This window comes from Dyadobacter sp. 22481 (assembly GCF_052044875.1).
Lineage (GTDB): Bacteria > Bacteroidota > Bacteroidia > Cytophagales > Spirosomataceae > Dyadobacter > Dyadobacter endophyticus.
The window spans coordinates 167,369-183,695 of record NZ_JBQENV010000005.1; the positions used below are offsets into that span (position 1 = coordinate 167,369).

Annotated in this window: 17 protein-coding genes; 8 read left to right on the top strand and 9 right to left on the bottom strand. The window is 45.3% G+C overall.

The features are described 5' to 3' along the window. The first annotated feature begins 470 nt into the window (after positions 1-470). From ACTJJJ_RS28825 to ACTJJJ_RS28835, 3 genes are read left to right on the top strand one after another with little or no spacing between them, the layout of a single operon-like run. Positions 471-686, top strand: a complete 216-nt coding sequence (locus ACTJJJ_RS28825; RefSeq protein WP_188927908.1) for a helix-turn-helix domain-containing protein — start codon at positions 471-473, stop codon at positions 684-686. Then, positions 683-1,012, top strand: a complete 330-nt coding sequence (locus ACTJJJ_RS28830; RefSeq protein WP_188927905.1) for a HipA N-terminal domain-containing protein — start codon at positions 683-685, stop codon at positions 1,010-1,012. Before ACTJJJ_RS28825 ends, ACTJJJ_RS28830 begins: the two co-directional genes overlap by 4 nt. After that, positions 1,009-1,995: a HipA domain-containing protein gene (locus ACTJJJ_RS28835; protein WP_188927903.1), complete on the top strand. Its 987-nt coding sequence runs from the start codon at positions 1,009-1,011 to the stop codon at positions 1,993-1,995. The genes ACTJJJ_RS28830 and ACTJJJ_RS28835 overlap by 4 nt, the downstream gene beginning before the upstream one ends. A 287-nt stretch (positions 1,996-2,282) precedes the next feature. Here the strand turns inward: ACTJJJ_RS28835 and ACTJJJ_RS28840 are convergent, their stop codons facing one another. Continuing rightward, positions 2,283-3,374 carry an alpha/beta hydrolase gene (locus ACTJJJ_RS28840; RefSeq protein ID WP_188927901.1) on the bottom strand — a complete coding sequence of 364 codons (1,092 nt, stop codon included), beginning with the start codon at positions 3,372-3,374 and terminating at the stop codon, positions 2,283-2,285. Between the two features lie 605 nt (positions 3,375-3,979). Continuing rightward, complete coding sequence (locus ACTJJJ_RS28845) at positions 3,980-4,366, bottom strand: winged helix-turn-helix transcriptional regulator (RefSeq protein ID WP_188927899.1); 387 nt, start codon at positions 4,364-4,366, stop codon at positions 3,980-3,982. 140 nt (positions 4,367-4,506) lie between these two features. On the opposite strand from ACTJJJ_RS28845, the gene ACTJJJ_RS28850 reads away from it, so the two are divergent. Together ACTJJJ_RS28850 and ACTJJJ_RS28855 are read left to right on the top strand one after the other, a co-directional pair. After that, the gene (locus tag ACTJJJ_RS28850; RefSeq protein WP_188927897.1) at positions 4,507-5,298 is read left to right on the top strand and encodes an SDR family oxidoreductase; all 792 of its coding nucleotides are present in this window, start codon (positions 4,507-4,509) and stop codon (positions 5,296-5,298) included. A gap of 115 nt (positions 5,299-5,413) precedes the next feature. Then, entirely contained in the window at positions 5,414-5,638 is a 225-nt protein-coding gene (locus tag ACTJJJ_RS28855) for a hypothetical protein (protein ID WP_426293827.1), read from the top strand. A gap of 397 nt (positions 5,639-6,035) precedes the next feature. On the opposite strand, the gene ACTJJJ_RS28860 is transcribed toward ACTJJJ_RS28855, so the two are convergent. The 7 genes from ACTJJJ_RS28860 to ACTJJJ_RS28890 all read right to left on the bottom strand — a co-directional run bounded on the left by ACTJJJ_RS28860 (position 6,036) and on the right by ACTJJJ_RS28890 (position 14,137). Further along, positions 6,036-8,222, bottom strand: coding sequence for a xanthine dehydrogenase family protein molybdopterin-binding subunit (locus tag ACTJJJ_RS28860; protein ID WP_188927893.1), 2,187 nt, complete (start codon positions 8,220-8,222; stop codon positions 6,036-6,038). Continuing rightward, the gene (locus tag ACTJJJ_RS28865; protein ID WP_188927891.1) at positions 8,206-8,682 is read right to left on the bottom strand and encodes a (2Fe-2S)-binding protein; all 477 of its coding nucleotides are present in this window, start codon (positions 8,680-8,682) and stop codon (positions 8,206-8,208) included. The genes ACTJJJ_RS28860 and ACTJJJ_RS28865 overlap by 17 nt, the downstream gene beginning before the upstream one ends. 177 nt (positions 8,683-8,859) lie before the next feature. Further along, a complete protein-coding gene (locus tag ACTJJJ_RS28870; protein ID WP_426293825.1) occupies positions 8,860-9,423 on the bottom strand; it encodes a hypothetical protein in 564 nt (187 codons plus the stop codon). A 22-nt stretch (positions 9,424-9,445) separates the two neighbouring features. Further along, the gene (locus ACTJJJ_RS28875) at positions 9,446-10,264 is read right to left on the bottom strand and encodes a metallophosphoesterase family protein (protein WP_188927887.1); all 819 of its coding nucleotides are present in this window, start codon (positions 10,262-10,264) and stop codon (positions 9,446-9,448) included. Positions 10,265-10,273: 9 nt separating this feature from the next. Next, positions 10,274-11,128 (bottom strand): helix-turn-helix domain-containing protein, encoded by an 855-nt coding sequence (locus ACTJJJ_RS28880; RefSeq protein ID WP_440703723.1) that lies wholly within the window; start codon positions 11,126-11,128, stop codon positions 10,274-10,276. 55 nt (positions 11,129-11,183) lie between these two features. Next, a complete protein-coding gene (locus ACTJJJ_RS28885; RefSeq protein WP_188927883.1) occupies positions 11,184-11,528 on the bottom strand; it encodes a DoxX family protein in 345 nt (114 codons plus the stop codon). A 206-nt stretch (positions 11,529-11,734) separates the two neighbouring features. Next, positions 11,735-14,137 (bottom strand): TonB-dependent receptor, encoded by a 2,403-nt coding sequence (locus ACTJJJ_RS28890; protein ID WP_188927881.1) that lies wholly within the window; start codon positions 14,135-14,137, stop codon positions 11,735-11,737. A gap of 273 nt (positions 14,138-14,410) precedes the next feature. Between ACTJJJ_RS28890 and ACTJJJ_RS28895 the strand changes: the two genes are divergently transcribed. From ACTJJJ_RS28895 to ACTJJJ_RS28905, 3 genes are read left to right on the top strand one after another with little or no spacing between them, the layout of a single operon-like run. Beyond that, positions 14,411-15,193, top strand: a complete 783-nt coding sequence (locus ACTJJJ_RS28895) for an SDR family oxidoreductase (protein ID WP_188927879.1) — start codon at positions 14,411-14,413, stop codon at positions 15,191-15,193. Positions 15,194-15,209: 16 nt separating this feature from the next. Beyond that, on the top strand, positions 15,210-15,335 hold the full coding sequence (locus ACTJJJ_RS28900; RefSeq protein WP_262892313.1) for a hypothetical protein: 126 nt from the start codon (positions 15,210-15,212) through the stop codon (positions 15,333-15,335). Positions 15,336-15,353: 18 nt separating this feature from the next. After that, positions 15,354-16,262 (top strand): helix-turn-helix domain-containing protein, encoded by a 909-nt coding sequence (locus ACTJJJ_RS28905; RefSeq protein ID WP_426293821.1) that lies wholly within the window; start codon positions 15,354-15,356, stop codon positions 16,260-16,262. Positions 16,263-16,327 lie beyond the last annotated feature (65 nt).

Here is a 16,327-nt window from a genome sequence, read left to right on the forward strand (position 1 = left end):
AGGCTATGGGAAAAACAATGCGTTATCTATCCATCGTTCAGGTCTGTAAACATCCTTCCCTGTCGGGACCGCGATATACGGCGAGCTATCCCGATAGCCACTACTGGAATGAAAGCCACGGAACGCTCTGGAAAGGCACCTACAGGGGAATTGTTGCTGAAGGTTTATTTACCTACCAAATGCGGGTTGTAATGCCTGGCGGAATGAAGCATAGTTATCGTGGTTCATTAATTTCTTTACATTAGAGTGGTATTTGGTACACCAGGATCTACAACCGCAAGCCATTGATAGTGATGAAAAATCCTGTTTCGCCGGATCTCCACTTGACCTTTTAAAAAAGTATATTTTAGTGTACTTTTTCGACTAATGCTCTACCTCAGATCAGCTCACTTCACAAAAGTACATCATAATGTACTTTTTATAGAGAACTCGCAAAAAAACAATACCTTTACACAAAAAAGAACACTATAATGCACTTTTTATCTATCATAGAGGCGATCAAAGCAAGGCGGGAATCACTGCAGGTTACGCAAAAAGCACTTTCCGACTTATCTGGTGTAGCGCTGGGCGCTTTAAAAAAATTTGAGTCTGGCAGAGGCAACCCTACTTTATCAACACTGAAAAAGCTGTGTGACGCCCTAGGCCTTGAAATCACGCTAAGCGTAAAAAAAACAATTAATCCATGAGAGCTGCAAAAGTTCTTTTCAGGGGAGAAGAGGCTGGTATTCTATCACAAGATGACAACGGTACGTTTGAGTTCCAGTACCACAAAGAATGGGTAGAAGAAAGTTCGAAACCTGCTATCAGTCTGACTTTACCAAAAACGATTGAAGCCTATCAGTCTGAATACTTATTCCCTTTTTTCTATAACATGTTACCGGAAGGCTCCAATAAACAATTGGTATGTCTCCTAAACCGAATAGATCAAAACGACTACTTTGGCTTGCTGCTCACGACTGCAAAAAGCGACACGATTGGAGCTGTGACAATTATTAAAATCGAAAAGCAATGAGCTTACCGGATATTAAATTTTGCCCAGGCACATTGGCGCCGGGCTATGACACTTATAGCAAAAATTGCCTAAAGCGGGTCTTCGATGGTAAGCGTGTAAGCCATATCCTGAGTTATCGTTCGCCGACGACCAATCAAGATACCGATGAACTTTTTGAAGAAAACCGCAAGCGGATCTCAATATCGGGTGTTCAGGAAAAGTTTTCTGTAACCCTTGATAAGAATAAGCTACGATTGATCGAAGAAGGTGAGCAAGGAACTTATATTTTAAAGCCGATACCGTCCGCCGGTCGCCGGCCAGATCAGATGCCGGCCAACGAACATCTGACTATGCAGATCGCCAGGCAGGTTTATGGTATCGAAACAGCGGAGAACGCATTGATCTTTTTTGCGGACGGAGCCCAGGCCTACATTACGAAACGATTTGACAGGCTTGCTGATGGCAGGAAACGTGCGCAAGATGATTTTGCATCACTGGCGGGACGCACGCCCCAAACCCATGGAGAACACTATAAATATTTAGGAAATTATCTAGATATTTTTGAGCTGATGCAAAAGTTTGTTCCCGCCTACACAGTCGAATCACCAAAATTGCTCCGCACAGTAATGTTCAACTATTTATTCTCTAACGGTGATGCGCATTTCAAAAACTTCTCATTGCTTGAAACAGATCAGGGAGATTATCGTTTGAGTCCAGCTTATGATTTGCTCAATAGCCGTATACATATCGGCGATAAAGATTTTGCACTGGACGACGGCCTTTTACCCAAAAAACTAGCCCAGGGTACGGTGATACAGCAATTTGTCTTACTAGCTCGGATAGCAGGAATTAATTCGAAAGTATTGGACGGAATAGTTTCACGTATGCTCAGCGGATCCGAACAAGTGGAGCAGTTAATTTTTGCATCATTCCTTGACCAGACAACAAAACGAAATTACCTGCAGGCTTATCAGGGCCGGCTCAAACAGCTTCAGAATACCTAGTTAGTTCTCTAAAAAAGCTTGATCAAATGCATCGATAGTATGCTGGTGACGAGATTTTTTGTTGGCATGTCAACACTTCGTTGCTTATAGTCGGAACTGTTCGGAAATTCCGAACAGTTCCGACTTCACCCAGTTCATTGGATAGAAAAATATGCTTTTTGTGCTCACTTATGTTAGCCTTACAGAATCTGTTTTCCGACCAAGATTCGGCTTTCACACAGACTCTCTCCATGCGAATTCCGAATGAAATGAATCAATTTGATTTCGGTTCGATACAAACGCTCCTACTATTTCTCCCCAAAGTCCATTTTGGCCGCCAAAAAAGGCAACACGCGTTGATAAAACCTCCCCCCCTGGCTCCACGTATTTTCGTTCGGCCCGCCGGCATACTCTTCCGCCTGATGGGTAATACCCAGGTCCTGCAATTTTCTGCTGAGCTCACGATTGGAATCCACATGTGCGTAGATGGCATCAAACCTTCCCCAATCAAAGGCCAGCCCTCGGAGCTTTTTCAGGTTATCTGTGTATTCATCCAACGACTCCCCAATGATAAAGCCGCGCCTTGCCTTGGCCATATTAATAGGATTGGGTATGAACGTATTCCCTTCGGGCTGCATAAAAAAGTCACAATAGTATGGCGGTCGGTCAGGGTTGGGAAGATAAGTCTGGCAGACAGCAACAAAGATTTGTGCAATTCCGTCCAGGCTTGCCGGCGAAGTTGTTTTTTGATCATAAATCTTTTTCCAGTCGATCTGTGAATAACTCCATGGAAGCTCACCCATGCCGGTTGCGACAGGGTGCATTGCGTAGACCAAGCCAAACACATCCGGTCGCGCCATCGCAAACTTCAAAGCACCTCTGCCGCCCATCATCTCGCCGATCACAGCCCTGCTTTCACTTTTGGCGATTGTCCGGAATTTTCGGTCGATCAGTGGTATGACTTCCTCGGTCGTGTAATCCAACCACCGGCCGCTTACCGGCGAATTATCGTAAATGCTTCCGGTAGTTACCGTGCGATAGTCTGGGGCGACCAGAATAAACTCCCCGACAAGACCACTACCGAAAGCACTGTCGATCAGCTCCATAATCCGTCCATCCTCAAACATGCGGTCATTGTTCCAGAAGATATTGTGAAGCAAATACACAACCGGGTAACGTCTGGTAGAACTGTGGTAGCCCGTTGGGAGATATACTTTCAGGTTTCGTTCGGGATTTATACCGATCTTGTTCTCCTTCAATATCTCTGAAATCAAATTTTGGGTCACCAGTTCGCCTTTGGCGGGGTGATCACCCTGGGCATTCCCGGCAATCCAGACGGAGCTAAGCACAGTCAGTCCTAGTGACAAGATGAGGGTCGGTATTTTTTTAGACAGCTTCATTTGGTGTCCTGATTTGGCACTAAAACAGCACTGTTTTTGGTTACCCCCCAAAAATGATTTACGTAGATGCAGATTTAATTGATCAATGGCCTTAGAAAGCGGACAACAGCTTGGCATTCTCGATGATGAATTATCCGGGGCTTTTTTCGCAACGGCAGCCTGGAAATAGCCATAAACTGTCTGGTAGTAATCAGGCTGCCATTGGATGCCCCAACTCACGGGTCGCAGCCTGTCGACACTCAAACGGGATTTTACAAAGATTTTTGAAACGACGCCCGAAAAGTGGTTTTAACACAAGCATTTGGAGCAAGCACATTATCTGATTTCAAAAAGGGAGATGCGGCCTTCGGAAATTTATCTGGAAGTCGGTTTTGAAAATCTGTCGCACTTCTCATTCACCTTCAAAAAACATTTGGCCTTAGGCCAACCGAGTTAATTGAAAAAAACGGGACCGTCCGCTGCTAACAAATAGTTGGTTGCATTAACTTTAAAAAATAAATAGATCGTTTAGCGAAGAAGATTATTGCCTACTTCAAGTCTGTCCACATATACATACCTCGTAGTATAGAAACTCAAAGATTAGAGCTATTGTACTGATATACAGATTAACTTACTATGGGTACGTCCAAATCGGAATTTACAGCATGTCTTAAAATTACATCCCGTAAACGGTCTTCATGTTCATTACTCCATTGCCCTAATGCGGCAATCACAGGGATCATCGTCTTACCAAAATCGGTAAGGCTGTATTCTACTTTTGGCGGTACAACGGGATAAATTTTTCTCGTAATCAGTTCATGTTCCTCCAATTCTTTCAACTGAATATTCAAAACCCTGCGTGAAGCGTCGGGGATTTTGCGCTGCAATTCGCTTGGGCGTTTATGACCCTCATTGATAAACCACAGCAAACGGATTTTCCATTTGCCGTAAAGGACCTCACCTATCAGATCAAGTCCACAATTCAAGTTCGGTATCGTTTTTCTCTCATACATAATGCAAACATAAGCGTATGTTCCGATTTGGACAATAGGAGAATAATTTATCCCTATATGAATCGTAATGCCGTACTTGTCTCAACTTCTTTTATACGTCAATTTTGTCCTATAATCAATTCTTAAAAGTAGGACAATAGATGGAACAGTTTAAGTTCAACAATGAGCTATCAGGCAAGATCGCCTTGGTAACAGGAGGTACAAAAGGGGCCGGAAAGGCAATTGCAGAAAGGCTTGTACAAGCTGGTGCAACGGTTATTATTACCGCAAGAAACGCACCGGAACAGGAAAACAGCAATTTTCATTTCATTCCTTCGGATTTAAGTAAGGCAGAAGGATCACAAAAGGTGATAAGCGAGGTGCTATCAACTTATGGTAGGCTGGATATCCTTGTAAACAATCTGGGTGGTTCATCAACACCCGCCGGTGGTTTTTCAGCATTGAATGATCAGGATTGGATATCAACTCTGCAAGCTAATTTACTTGCTCCTGTCCGGCTTGACAGAGGATTTTTGCCGCAAATGATCGATCGGAAAAGCGGTGTTATTATTCACATAGCTTCCATACAAGCCATATTGCCGCTGTACGATTCTACGTTGCCATATGCAGCTGCAAAAGCAGGGTTGATCAATTACAGTAAAAGCTTATCGAATGAAGTTACGCCAAAAGGTGTCCGCGTGCTGACTGTTTCACCAGGATGGATAAATACTACTGCATCGATAGCCTGGTTGGGCGAGATCGCAAGAAACGCTAATAGTACTGTTGAAGAAGCTCAGCAAGGTGTCGTAGATGCATTGGGTGGGATACCTTACGGCAGGCCCGCCAAACCGGAAGAAGTAGCCGAATTGGTTGGCTTTTTGGTTTCACCAAGAGCCAATTATTTAACAGGAACAAATTTTGTCATTGACGGCGGCACAGTACCAACCATTTAATATCCTTACATAAAAAATATGAACTTACCGAAGGTAGTATCAGACTTAGTAAAGACACAAAACGCCTTTGATAGCGTTGCTTACTCAAATTGTTTTTCTGAAACAGCCGTAGTCTATGATGAAGGCAAAACGCACAGGACGGAAAGAGATAGAACTTTGGATTGCGGATGCCAACGCGCGATACGAGGCTACCATGCAGCCTGTCAGCTATAAAGAAAAAGGAACGGAAAGCATTTTAAAGGCGGAGGCTTCGGGAAAATTTGACGGAAGCCCTATTATATTGAGCTATCACCTGGAAATAGTTGATGATTTGATACAGTCGTTGAGAATTACAGGATAAATGGGAATGGTTAATTTAGCCATTCCTTTTTCCAGCTCATGACGACAAGAAAAGGGTTCACCACATTATAATGCTGGACAATCGTCGCGTGCCCCTTCCGTTGCAGGAACGTATTGTCTCTACGGTCAAGTGATTTACCCGCCGATGATGCAGCCTGGATATCAGAAGTTTGTTCAATTGTTTAACTGAAAGTCGCTACTACCGGAACATGCTTCCGCAAAGGGCAAAATAACGGAGTTTTTATAGGCGTTGATGCTTTGCTGTCAATGACTAAATCAACTATAAAGGTGGAAGTCATAAACTCCCACCTTTATTTTAACTGTACCTACACAAAGCCACCAGGAAACCTGGAGAGCTAATCACTCCATTGCCATCAGATTAGTGTTGATTAACTATTCTATTTTTCTGAATCCCGGTAATGAGCCTCCAATGCGGCCTGCAATGGAAGCGATCTTAGACGTATCCCGGATAGATTGTAAATAGCATTAGCAATAGCGGGCGCCACAGGCGAAATTGGAGGTTCTCCCACACCAGAGGGCAATTCCAGACTTCCCTGGATGATCACCTCGATTTGAGGCGTATCCCTGAGCGTAGCTACCTGATAATCAACAAAATTTGTTTGCACAAACTGACTGTTTTCAATCGTAGCCTCTTCATAAATGGCAGCGCTGATGGCCATGATCGTGGCTCCCTCTACCTGCTGTCTGACACCGTTTGGATTTACGATTATTCCCGCATCAATGGCTTGGACGACTCTTGTGACCTTTATTTTTTTATCTATAATTTGTACCTCAACCAACGCCGCCGATATGGTACCCCGGTCCTCACAGACCGCTATGCCCCGACCAAGCGAATCAGTTTTAGGTGTATTCCATCCGCCCTCTTCTCCAAGCTTCAATAACAACTTTTTACGGCGTTGCAGCAGTTCAGTGTTGCCGCAATGTTCAATTCTAAATTTTAAGGGGTCAACGCCTGCCCTCTCTGCCATTTCATCCATAAAGCTTTCCATAGCAAATGTATTGGCAAACATGCCTACACCCCGCCACAAACCGGTCTGAAAAGGGAGATCACCGCCCCATATTTTGGTGGTTTTGTTTGGAATGGTATAGGGAATCCTGGCTCCGTGACCCGCCGCCGGGAAGTCGGCTCCAATGATGGTTTTTGCGATGGGAACAGCTAAGAATGCCATAGAGCCAGTCGCAAATTCATGTTGTAAAACCGAAACTTTACCGTTTGTATCCAATTGGCCGTGAATGATATGATGCGTGTTGGGCCTTACATGTCCGTTTTGAAATTCCTGTTGCCTGGTATAAAGCAGGTGTACCGGCTTACCCGCAGCTTTGGAAAGTTTGACAGCCTCAATTCCATTGTGTTTGTATCCCCTACGTCCAAATCCTCCTCCGATGAATCTTGGAATAATTTCAATATTTTCCTCTTTGAAATCAGTTTCAGCGGCAATAGTTTCGCGCATGAAAGCTGAATTCTGTGTAGAGGCATATAATGTTACGGTTTCGCCAGATACATCTGCAATCATTACACTGGGTTCCATGGACGCATGATAGCCAAGCGGGGTCCGGTACTCACCGATCATCCGTTCACTTTTTGAGTCGACCGTAGCATCGCCTTCGTCTTGCATAACTACTGCCACTCCATTGCCTACCGTAATAGCCTCAATTGCGTCCCTTGTTGAATAATTTGGTTCAAAAGCCCAGGAGACTTCAATTTTTGAGACAGCTTGCTCCGCTGCATACCTTGTTCTCGCCACCACACCAATCCACTGCTTATCCTGAACAATCTTTAAGACGCCAGGGCTATCTGAGGCACGCGAGGTATCCGCCGTTTTTACCTCACCGCCAAAGTACGGACAATACAAAACGGAACCGTAAAGCATTCCGGGAATGTCCGTATCAATTCCATAAACTGCTTTGCCCAATACTTTTTCCTCGGCATCGACCCGTTTGTGCTCCTTACCGATCAGTTTAAAAGTGGATGCCGGACGTAAAGCAGGAGTTTGAGCCAGCTTCCATTTTTTGGTTTGCTGCGCTATTTCTGCATAAGTCGCCCGATGGCTTCCGGATGTGATCACACCATCGGCAGTTTGCAAAGTGGTTATTGGAACGCCCCATAACTTCGATGCGGCCAGTTTTAAGGTTTCCCGCAATGTGGCAGCCACTTCTCTGATACCAGTGTACAAAGAAGCGGTGCTGTTGCTCATTCCGGTGCTCGCGGTGCTTTGCGGGCCCGATAACGTCGATGCATGAACGACCTTGATACCGGCAAAGTCTACATCGAGTTCTTCGGCCGCCAGGATAGCAAAACCTGTAAAAATACCCTGCCCCATTTCTACTTTCGGAGACTTCAATGTGATGGTATTGTCGGCATTAACCTCAAACCACACCGTCGGATCAAAATCAGTGACGCCGGAGTCAAACTTCATACCAGCGGCCAAATTGCTCAGCGCACCGCGAACTCTGGACCGTCCAAAATAAAGTAAGGCAACCGACCCGAGTATTGTTGCACCGGAACGGGCCAGAAATTTCCTTCTGGAAAATCCCTTTTTTGGCTTTTCAGTCGATACTTTCATGATTTTTTGTTTGGGCAGCCAGGAGAATCGCTTTGATAATGCGCGGATAGGTCCCGCAACGGCAAATGTTGGAAATGCTGTTTTGAATATCTTCTTCCGTAGGGTTTTTGTGTCTTTTCAGAAAATCGGCAGCAGCCATCATAAATCCGGGTTGACAATATCCACATTGCGGCACCTGCACTTCCAACCATGCCTGCTGTACGAAGTGCAGGCGATCCTGCCCCTTTGACAAACCCTCAATGGTGGTCACCGCTTTTTCATGGGCCATATGTGCCGGATACAGGCATGAGCGAACCAATTCTCCGTCTATATGAACCGAACAAGCGCCGCATATTCCTTTACCACACCCAAACTTGGTTCCTTTTAACTTCGCTTCGTCCCTGATAAGCCACAAGAGAGGCATATCAGGATCCGCTTCAAATGTGCTGGCTTCGGTATTAATTTTGAGCGCTATTTTCATGTTTTTAAAGTAAAGATTTCATCGACTTTTAAAAGCACTTCGTGAGACTATGGCAACAAGGTGTGTGCGGTCGCGACTTCTTCAACTTCGCCGGTCGCGGGAACGATACAAAAGTGCTGTATATACAGTTGGCGCAATTAGTCTAAACACCTTTTGTTGTAGCCAAAACGGATGGCTTTAAAAATGGATCCTGATCCCACATCCAATCTTGATGATATCTGTGATTGCCAGTACCGTTGGATTGAGCACATAGCTGACCAGATACAGATCATTGGTATTTAACTCGATATATCCGGTTACCGCTTTTATGCTACCTGCGTTTTTCAATTCACGGGTAACAGAGGACTCTGTGGCCAAATGAAGCCGGAGCGCAGACTTCCACCAATAATAACCCCGGGGAAAGCGTTCGGGCCAGTTGAGATAAAACTGGTCGCCAAAATGGTACGCGGATTTTATTCCAATATCCAGCGGATGAATAGTAAAGGCTTTGGCCACCTTTATCTTCAATGGCTGGCAATAAACCGAGGCGGAAAGTATGTGCAACTCCCCACCAAAATCCTTGGGTAAATAGCCGTAATGCAGGCCGGTCCGTATCCGGCTGCGAAATAAGTCGTAACCGGTGCCCACACTGACCCACCCGATGCTCCCTGCATATTGAACCCCTAAGTGATCAGGTACTAAATTTTTCAGAAATTGCGCACAGCAATTCCGATCTGCTGATCCGATCAGCAGCGCAAGCATTACCCATACTTTCGGTTTCATTCTAGTATCCCACTATCGATTTGAAGACTCTTCCGTTTACCATTTTAAGCAGTACAAAAGCATTCTGGTTAAAAGCATAGCTGGTCATATACCTGATACCATCCTCAAATGGGTAAAAATCCAGATGCTGGTGAACATGCCCATGAAGTGACAGCAACATTTTTGGCGTTCGGCTTAATAATAATGGGTACGACTCAGCCAGCTCACGATCAAATTCCAGCGGGCTGAATGGTGGGACATGAGAAACGGTCACAATATACGCAGCATCTTCTGTACCGGACAATTCCCGGGAAAGCCAGGTCATGTCCGGTACTTTACGATTTGAGTATTCCAGGCTATTTGTATTATGACAGATAAATTTGACGCTGTCATATACGAACGAGAAATCGGTCGGTCCAAACATTCTTGTAAATACTTTCTCGCCATTCGCAATCAGGTCGTGGTTTCCGACTACGCCGATGTATGGTTTTTTCAAATGGCCCAACCGGCCAGTCACCCACTCAAACTCCTGTAAAAGGCCAAAATCCGAGACGTCGCCTGCAAGGAGAACCAGGTCGACATCATCCAGTGTATTTACCTTTTCTACAAACCGGTCGAGTTCATCATACCAGCGCTGCGAATCACCGACGAAAACAACAGTTACCGTATCGTCGGTCGGGTTAGCAAATAGCTTGATCAGATTTTTCGAATTCAGATCTCTGGGCGAGTCCTTGTCGCTGACCTGGTTGGGACTAAATTCGAAGCTGCCGCAGCCCGTCAGCAGCAAAAGCAGAAAGATCCAACATAGAAATTCAGTCTGTAATTCACATTGGCGTCTCATCAAAGATCATCAGTTGAACGACGCCCTGAATTCCAAAGGAGAAACTTTGGTTTTGCTCTTAAAAAGCTTGTTGAACGATTGCGGGTGCTCAAAGCCCAGGCCATAGGCAATCTCGCTGACCGACAAGGTGGTCGTAGACAGTTTTTCCTTGGCCTTATCAATCAGCTTTTCGTGAATGTGCTGTTGCGTGCTTAGTCCGGTCAAATTTTTAAGCAAACTCCTCAAATAACCTGGTGAAACGTGAAGCGCCTCGGAAATAAACTCTACTGTCGGCAAGCCGTTGGTCACCAGATCATCACTTTCAAAATAATTGTTCAATAAATCATTGAGCCGATCAAGGATCTGGTGGTTGGTGATCTTCCGGGTAATGAACTGTCGCTGGTAAAAGCGTTCAGAGTAATTGAGCAGGGTCTCCAAGTACGATACGATGATGTTCTGGGTGAACGGGTCGATATTCCCGTTGCATTCGTGGATAATATTTGCAACGATTTCGTTCATCACCTTTTCCTCTTTGTCCGATAAAAACAAGGCTTCCTTTACCGAGTAATTAAAAAATTCGTACTGCTTAATCTTTTTGGCAAGCGGTGTTCCCCAGAAGAAATCTGGGTGCACAAACAGCATCCATCCTTTGGGTTCATACCCGGGGGCATGCTCTTGCCCGCTTAAAATTTGGTTAGGTCCCACAAAGGCCATAAAGCCCTCGTCAAAATCGTATTTCTGCTGCCCATATATCAGGTTGTTACAATTCCGTTTGATCGAAATCATATAAAAATCCAGCACGACGCTCATGCCAGGACTGTCTTTTAGCTGGCCGCATTCGATAATGCTGATCATGGGATGCGGCGGCGGTGCGAACCCCTGCATCTTATGGGCCTGAGAGATGGAACTTATTCTAATCGGTGCATTCATCATATTTTTCTTAGAATTTGAAAGGATATCTGAACCAGATCAATAACAAAGGCAAGGCCAGAAAAGGGATTTCCATCAAAGCGGTTTTAAAGTCGCCCGCTCGTAAAGACAAAGCCATGATCAGAACAATGGTAACGGCATTAAGTACATTACCAAGAAAAAAGGTTTGCGGAAATAACAACATCAAGCCAATGATGATTGAAAACACGCCGAAATACGGCATGATAGACTCGGTAACGCCCAGGTTGCCCATCATTTTTGCCTGCTCCGGACTTGGCGGCTGAAACGCATCCCAGCCATGTTTGACGCTCAAAAATGCGGATGCCAGAATAAGTATCACACTTACTATTTTCATTGGAGAGATTTTATAAATACAATTAATGGTAAATCAAATGCCAGCTATTTTTTTGTTTGCGATACAACAAACCAGTACTTTTTTTGCACCACCCCTATCAGAGATGCGCGCGAGTGGCAGGGCGGCAAGTGTGTAACACAATGCTTACAAATAGTAAGGTCGCTAAAAGGGTAACTTTTCTCCAACCACGTATATAGGCATGTTATTTATAGTTCAACCCTTACCCCAAATGTTGGAAACATCCCCAGGCCGACCCTGTACACGTTTCCGGTATTGGGAATGAATACCTCGGAATTCACATTAAACTGGTTGTTGATGTTAGCAAGGTCTACGAAAGCGGAGAACATTCCTCTTTTCAAAGGCACATTGTAATCGACGCGAACGTCCAGGCTGACATAATCAGGTAGTCTTCTGCCATTAATCTCCGTGATTTCCTGCGAATAACGCAGCATATCAGGATCGCCGAGCACATTGGAGTGAAGGGTATACACATCGGCAGGACGGCCGGTACTGTACCGGAATTTACCTGAGAAGATCCATTTGTTATTAGGCTTGTAGCTGCCTAGCAATGAAAAGTTGTGTGGTACGCTAAAGGTGTAGTCGTATCGGCCTTGACCGTTATGATCATCCCGTTTGCTTTCCATATATGAGTAGCTGACAGTACCGTACCAGCTTTGTGAAAGTCTTTTGGTAAGGCTCACGTCAGCGCCGTATGCGTAACCCGTGCCATTATTATTAAGGTAGCTCTGCACCCGGTTGGGCTGGACAACCACGTCGTCGAACTGTTTATGCCAACCTTCCACGACCAGTTTCAGATCGCCTGAAAATTGGTATTTGTAGCCTACAATGTTTTGAAAAGTCCGTTCATTTTTCAGCTTATTGGCAGCGCTCTGACCTGCCAGATCGGAGAAAGCAGCATCCTGAAAGTAGATACCGGAAGCAAAATTGACGCTCTGTTTATCCCCCAACAGAATGCTCCCGCTCAGCCTTGGCGAAACGGTATGCTGCTCTGTGAAGCCCGTGTAATCGTAGCGAATGCTTGGGTTCAGGGTAAAGCCATCAGCAATTTTCCATGATACCGCTACGTAGCCCGAACCATTGAAGGCACTGTTATCGAAATCTGAATTGTACTGTGCCGGATTCAGTATCTGATAATACTGGCCAGCACCTGGTCTTGGATCGGTACGGCGGAAAGTGTAGACCGTATCTACCCGTTTAAGGGCCCGTTCATAATCCAGGTTTACCATGGCCGCATCTATCCCTGCGGTAAAGGTGACTTTATTGAAGCGTTTGGTATAAACCGAGCGGTAACCCATTTCTGCCTGGTTGTTCTTGATCCGCCTGAGATCGTCTTCGTATCTGCCATGTCTTGGGTTCAGGACCATGCCTTCTTCATTCAGGGATGGCGTGAAATTGCCAAAGTTGTTATCCACCCTCGATGTACGGAAATAAAGGACGTTCTTGATGTAACTTTTGCTATCGATCAGGGTCCTCAGATTCAGTCCGACCAGCGTCTTGCTACCCCTGTGATTAAAGAGCATCGTGCCGCCACTGTTGTCATCATTAATATTGTAGTTTGGATCGATATCTTCAATGCTCCGCCTTGGCCTTTCCGGATTATACATGGCAATAAATGAAAGTTTATTTTTTGCATTGAGCTCTGTTGTCGTTTTAATCAGGTAATCGCCAAAGCCGATACTCACCGGATTTTGCAGATCCAAAACCCTTTGCAGCAATGCAAAATTCTGATACCTTCCCGAGGCGAATACACTTGTCTTTTTAGAGATCGGGCCATCGGCAATCAAAGTAGCCCCCAGCAAATCGAACTGTCCGGCAAATGACCAGGTTTCTTTATTCCCTTCCTTGATGCCAAGCGCGAGATAGGACGAAGATTTTCGGCCATACACCGCATCGAAGCCGCCATTCTGAAATTGTACGTTATCAATGATCCTGGGTGCAAAAATGCTAAACCGTCCGCCATTAGGGTCGTTAAAACCAGAGTTGAAACCCTCCGCCTCCAAATGCGACAAGTTGAACATCGGTATATCATCGACCATGTAAACGTTGTCCTGAGTCCCCTGCCCTCTTGCGGCGATAGCAGAAAATTGGGCCCCGCTGCTTACCACACCCGGCAGGCTTCCCAAAGCCCGCATAATGTCGCCTTGGGCACCCGGATTTCTGAAAATTTCTTCCCTCGAATAGGAAAAAGTGGAGACTGGAGTCAAAAGATTGTTTTCTCCCTTAAATGCGCGGACCGTCGCCTCGTTTAAGTTGGCCACCGCTTCCAGGATTTCTAATTCGGAATAATAGGTTTTACCCGGTGTGATGACTACTTCACTGATATTCTTGGTCTGAAAACCGATATAAGAAATCGTTACCGCATAAGTACCGGCTGGGATATTATTGAGTGTAAATATCCCCGATGTATCGGTGGTCGCCCCGAATTGTGAATGATCGATCTGCACAGTGGCGCCGATAACGGGCTGTTTGGTGGATTGATACAAAATTTTACCTTTGAAATTCCCTGTCGCCTGCGCGAATGACGCCAAGCTCGCAATACTGAAAAGTAGGGTCAGCACATGGAGCTTCATCTTGCTTCTTTGTTTCATTTTATCCTGATTTCGTTTGCACAAAATTGCAGCAGGAATAAAAAGCGGAATTAGCCTAAACGCCTTTTGATGTAGCCAAAAGGAATATGATCTGCCTGAGCAGCCTATTGTCTCATTAATTATCAAGGCAAAATCAGCAGCAATCCCGAACCTGGACATCGACGGATGGAAACAGAAGCTCTTAATCTTCCTTTTCACTACAACCTGGCGACTTTTGGATACATCCGCTAATTGACATTTGCTGAACTTTGCATCAACAACAGCAAGAAAAATATGGACTTAAAGAATAGCACCATCCTGATCACAGGAGGAACCAGCGGTATAGGTTTGGAACTTGTCAGGCAACTTACCCGGCAAGGGTCAACAATCATCGTCACAGGTCGTAAACAAGACGCCTTGAATGATACCAAAAGGCGTTTCCCCAAAATACACGCCTTTCAGAGCGATGTAAGCGATCCGCAGGATATTGAGCGCCTGTATAAAGAGGTAACACAACAATTTCCTGATCTGAATATGATCGTTAACAATGCAGGTGAAATGCGGTTGCTCGACATTCAGGACGCCAGTAAGGACCTCGAAAACATAACCCGTGAGATAGATATCAATCTTACGGGAACGATCCGGATGGTTCATCAATTTCTACCGCACCTGATCAGCAGACCTTCTGCGGCGATTGTGAATGTTTCCTCTGCCATTGCTTTTATGCCTTACTCAACGGCTCCGGTTTACAGCGCTTCAAAAGCAGGGGTTCATGCTTACTCCCTTGCCCTTCGCCTGCAATTAAACAAAACCAGTGTCAAGGTATTCGAACTGGTCCCTCCGGGCGTGAACACCAATCTTCAGAATGATTGGGTGCTGCCACCTAATCCCAGCCAAATGATGGATGTGGATAAACTCGTCGGTGTAGCCATCAAAGGACTTTTGAACGACACACCCGAGATTAAGCCACTGCTGGTGAATGTGATCAAATTTTTAAGCCGCTTGATGCCCAATCAATTGATAAAAATCGGACACAGGGAATTTGAGAAATTCAAAAAACTGAATAATCAATCATAAATATCAGATATGAACCATGATCAAAAACATAGCTTCCGCGCTGCTGCTGCTCATTTCGGTATCGCTCAGTTTCAGACACGCCTGGGATACCCTGAATTACAAAAACAATCCCGAGTCCGTTAAGATGATGGTATCCGTTTAAATTTAAATAGCTCACAGGATGGCAAACAGCAAACCCTACCGGATCAGCTCCATCACGGAGATACACCGTTTGATGAGGCTCCCTAAACCCCATCACCCGCTGATCAGCATCGTCGACCTGAAAGGCCTGAAGAATGATACAGGTATAGAGGCGGTCATTTTCGATTTGTATGTAATATCTATGAAAAGAGGGTGTGACGGCTTACATTACGGGCAACAGAAATACGACTTTGATGAAGGGCTCATGGCCTTTTTGTCTCCCGGCCAGATCTTGCGCGGCGAAGAGAATGGTGTACCCGAGGCTCTGGAGGGCTGGATGCTATTCGTACACCCCGACTTTCTTTGGAACACATCGCTTGCTGCCAAGATCAAGCGGTACGAATACTTTAGCTATGCCACCAGTGAAGCGCTATTCCTCTCAGACAAGGAAGAAATAGTGATCAATGACCTGATCGAAAACATTAAAGCTGAATATTATTCCAATATGGATAAATTCAGCCAGGACATTATTATCTCGCACCTGGAGACCTTGCTCAAATACGCCGAGCGCTTTTACCAGCGTCAGTTCATCACCCGAAAGATCACCAACCACCAGGTCCTAAACCAGGTCGAAGAGATCGTAACAACCTATTTAAACAACGAAGCCCTGCTTTCCGAAGGACTGCCAACCGTAGCATACTTTGCCGATGCTTTGGACATATCCTCAAAGTATTTAAGTAGCCTGCTGAAACAACTGACCGGCCAGACGATGCAGCAGATCATCCACGAAAAACTGATCGAGAAGGCCAAAGAAAAATTATCTACAACGACGATGTCTGTCAGTGAGATCGCCTATCAGCTGGGTTTCGAGCATCCTCAGTCTTTCAATAAACTATTTAAAAGCAAGACCAAACAAAGCCCATTGGATTTTCGGCAGTCCTTCAACTGATATGGTCAAACAGCTTCCGAAGACTGCCAGGTCAGCAACTTCTTCGGGTTCAGCCATTCTCCCCA

Bases quoted from the DNA above. Each gene is read 5' to 3' on its own strand.
- ACTJJJ_RS28825 (WP_188927908.1), top strand. From the start codon at position 471: ATGCACTTTTTATCTATCATAGAGGCGATCAAAGCAAGGCGGGAATCA.
- ACTJJJ_RS28830 (WP_188927905.1), top strand. From the start codon at position 683: ATGAGAGCTGCAAAAGTTCTTTTCAGGGGAGAAGAGGCTGGTATTCTA.
- ACTJJJ_RS28835 (WP_188927903.1), top strand. From the start codon at position 1,009: ATGAGCTTACCGGATATTAAATTTTGCCCAGGCACATTGGCGCCGGGC.
- ACTJJJ_RS28840 (WP_188927901.1), bottom strand. From the start codon at position 3,374: ATGAAGCTGTCTAAAAAAATACCGACCCTCATCTTGTCACTAGGACTG.
- ACTJJJ_RS28845 (WP_188927899.1), bottom strand. From the start codon at position 4,366: ATGTATGAGAGAAAAACGATACCGAACTTGAATTGTGGACTTGATCTG.
- ACTJJJ_RS28850 (WP_188927897.1), top strand. From the start codon at position 4,507: ATGGAACAGTTTAAGTTCAACAATGAGCTATCAGGCAAGATCGCCTTG.
- ACTJJJ_RS28855 (WP_426293827.1), top strand. From the start codon at position 5,414: ATGATGAAGGCAAAACGCACAGGACGGAAAGAGATAGAACTTTGGATT.
- ACTJJJ_RS28860 (WP_188927893.1), bottom strand. From the start codon at position 8,222: ATGAAAGTATCGACTGAAAAGCCAAAAAAGGGATTTTCCAGAAGGAAA.
- ACTJJJ_RS28865 (WP_188927891.1), bottom strand. From the start codon at position 8,682: ATGAAAATAGCGCTCAAAATTAATACCGAAGCCAGCACATTTGAAGCG.
- ACTJJJ_RS28870 (WP_426293825.1), bottom strand. From the start codon at position 9,423: ATGCTTGCGCTGCTGATCGGATCAGCAGATCGGAATTGCTGTGCGCAA.
- ACTJJJ_RS28875 (WP_188927887.1), bottom strand. From the start codon at position 10,264: ATGAGACGCCAATGTGAATTACAGACTGAATTTCTATGTTGGATCTTT.
- ACTJJJ_RS28880 (WP_440703723.1), bottom strand. From the start codon at position 11,128: ATGCAGGGGTTCGCACCGCCGCCGCATCCCATGATCAGCATTATCGAA.
- ACTJJJ_RS28885 (WP_188927883.1), bottom strand. From the start codon at position 11,528: ATGAAAATAGTAAGTGTGATACTTATTCTGGCATCCGCATTTTTGAGC.
- ACTJJJ_RS28890 (WP_188927881.1), bottom strand. From the start codon at position 14,137: ATGAAACAAAGAAGCAAGATGAAGCTCCATGTGCTGACCCTACTTTTC.
- ACTJJJ_RS28895 (WP_188927879.1), top strand. From the start codon at position 14,411: ATGGACTTAAAGAATAGCACCATCCTGATCACAGGAGGAACCAGCGGT.
- ACTJJJ_RS28900 (WP_262892313.1), top strand. From the start codon at position 15,210: ATGATCAAAAACATAGCTTCCGCGCTGCTGCTGCTCATTTCGGTATCG.
- ACTJJJ_RS28905 (WP_426293821.1), top strand. From the start codon at position 15,354: ATGGCAAACAGCAAACCCTACCGGATCAGCTCCATCACGGAGATACAC.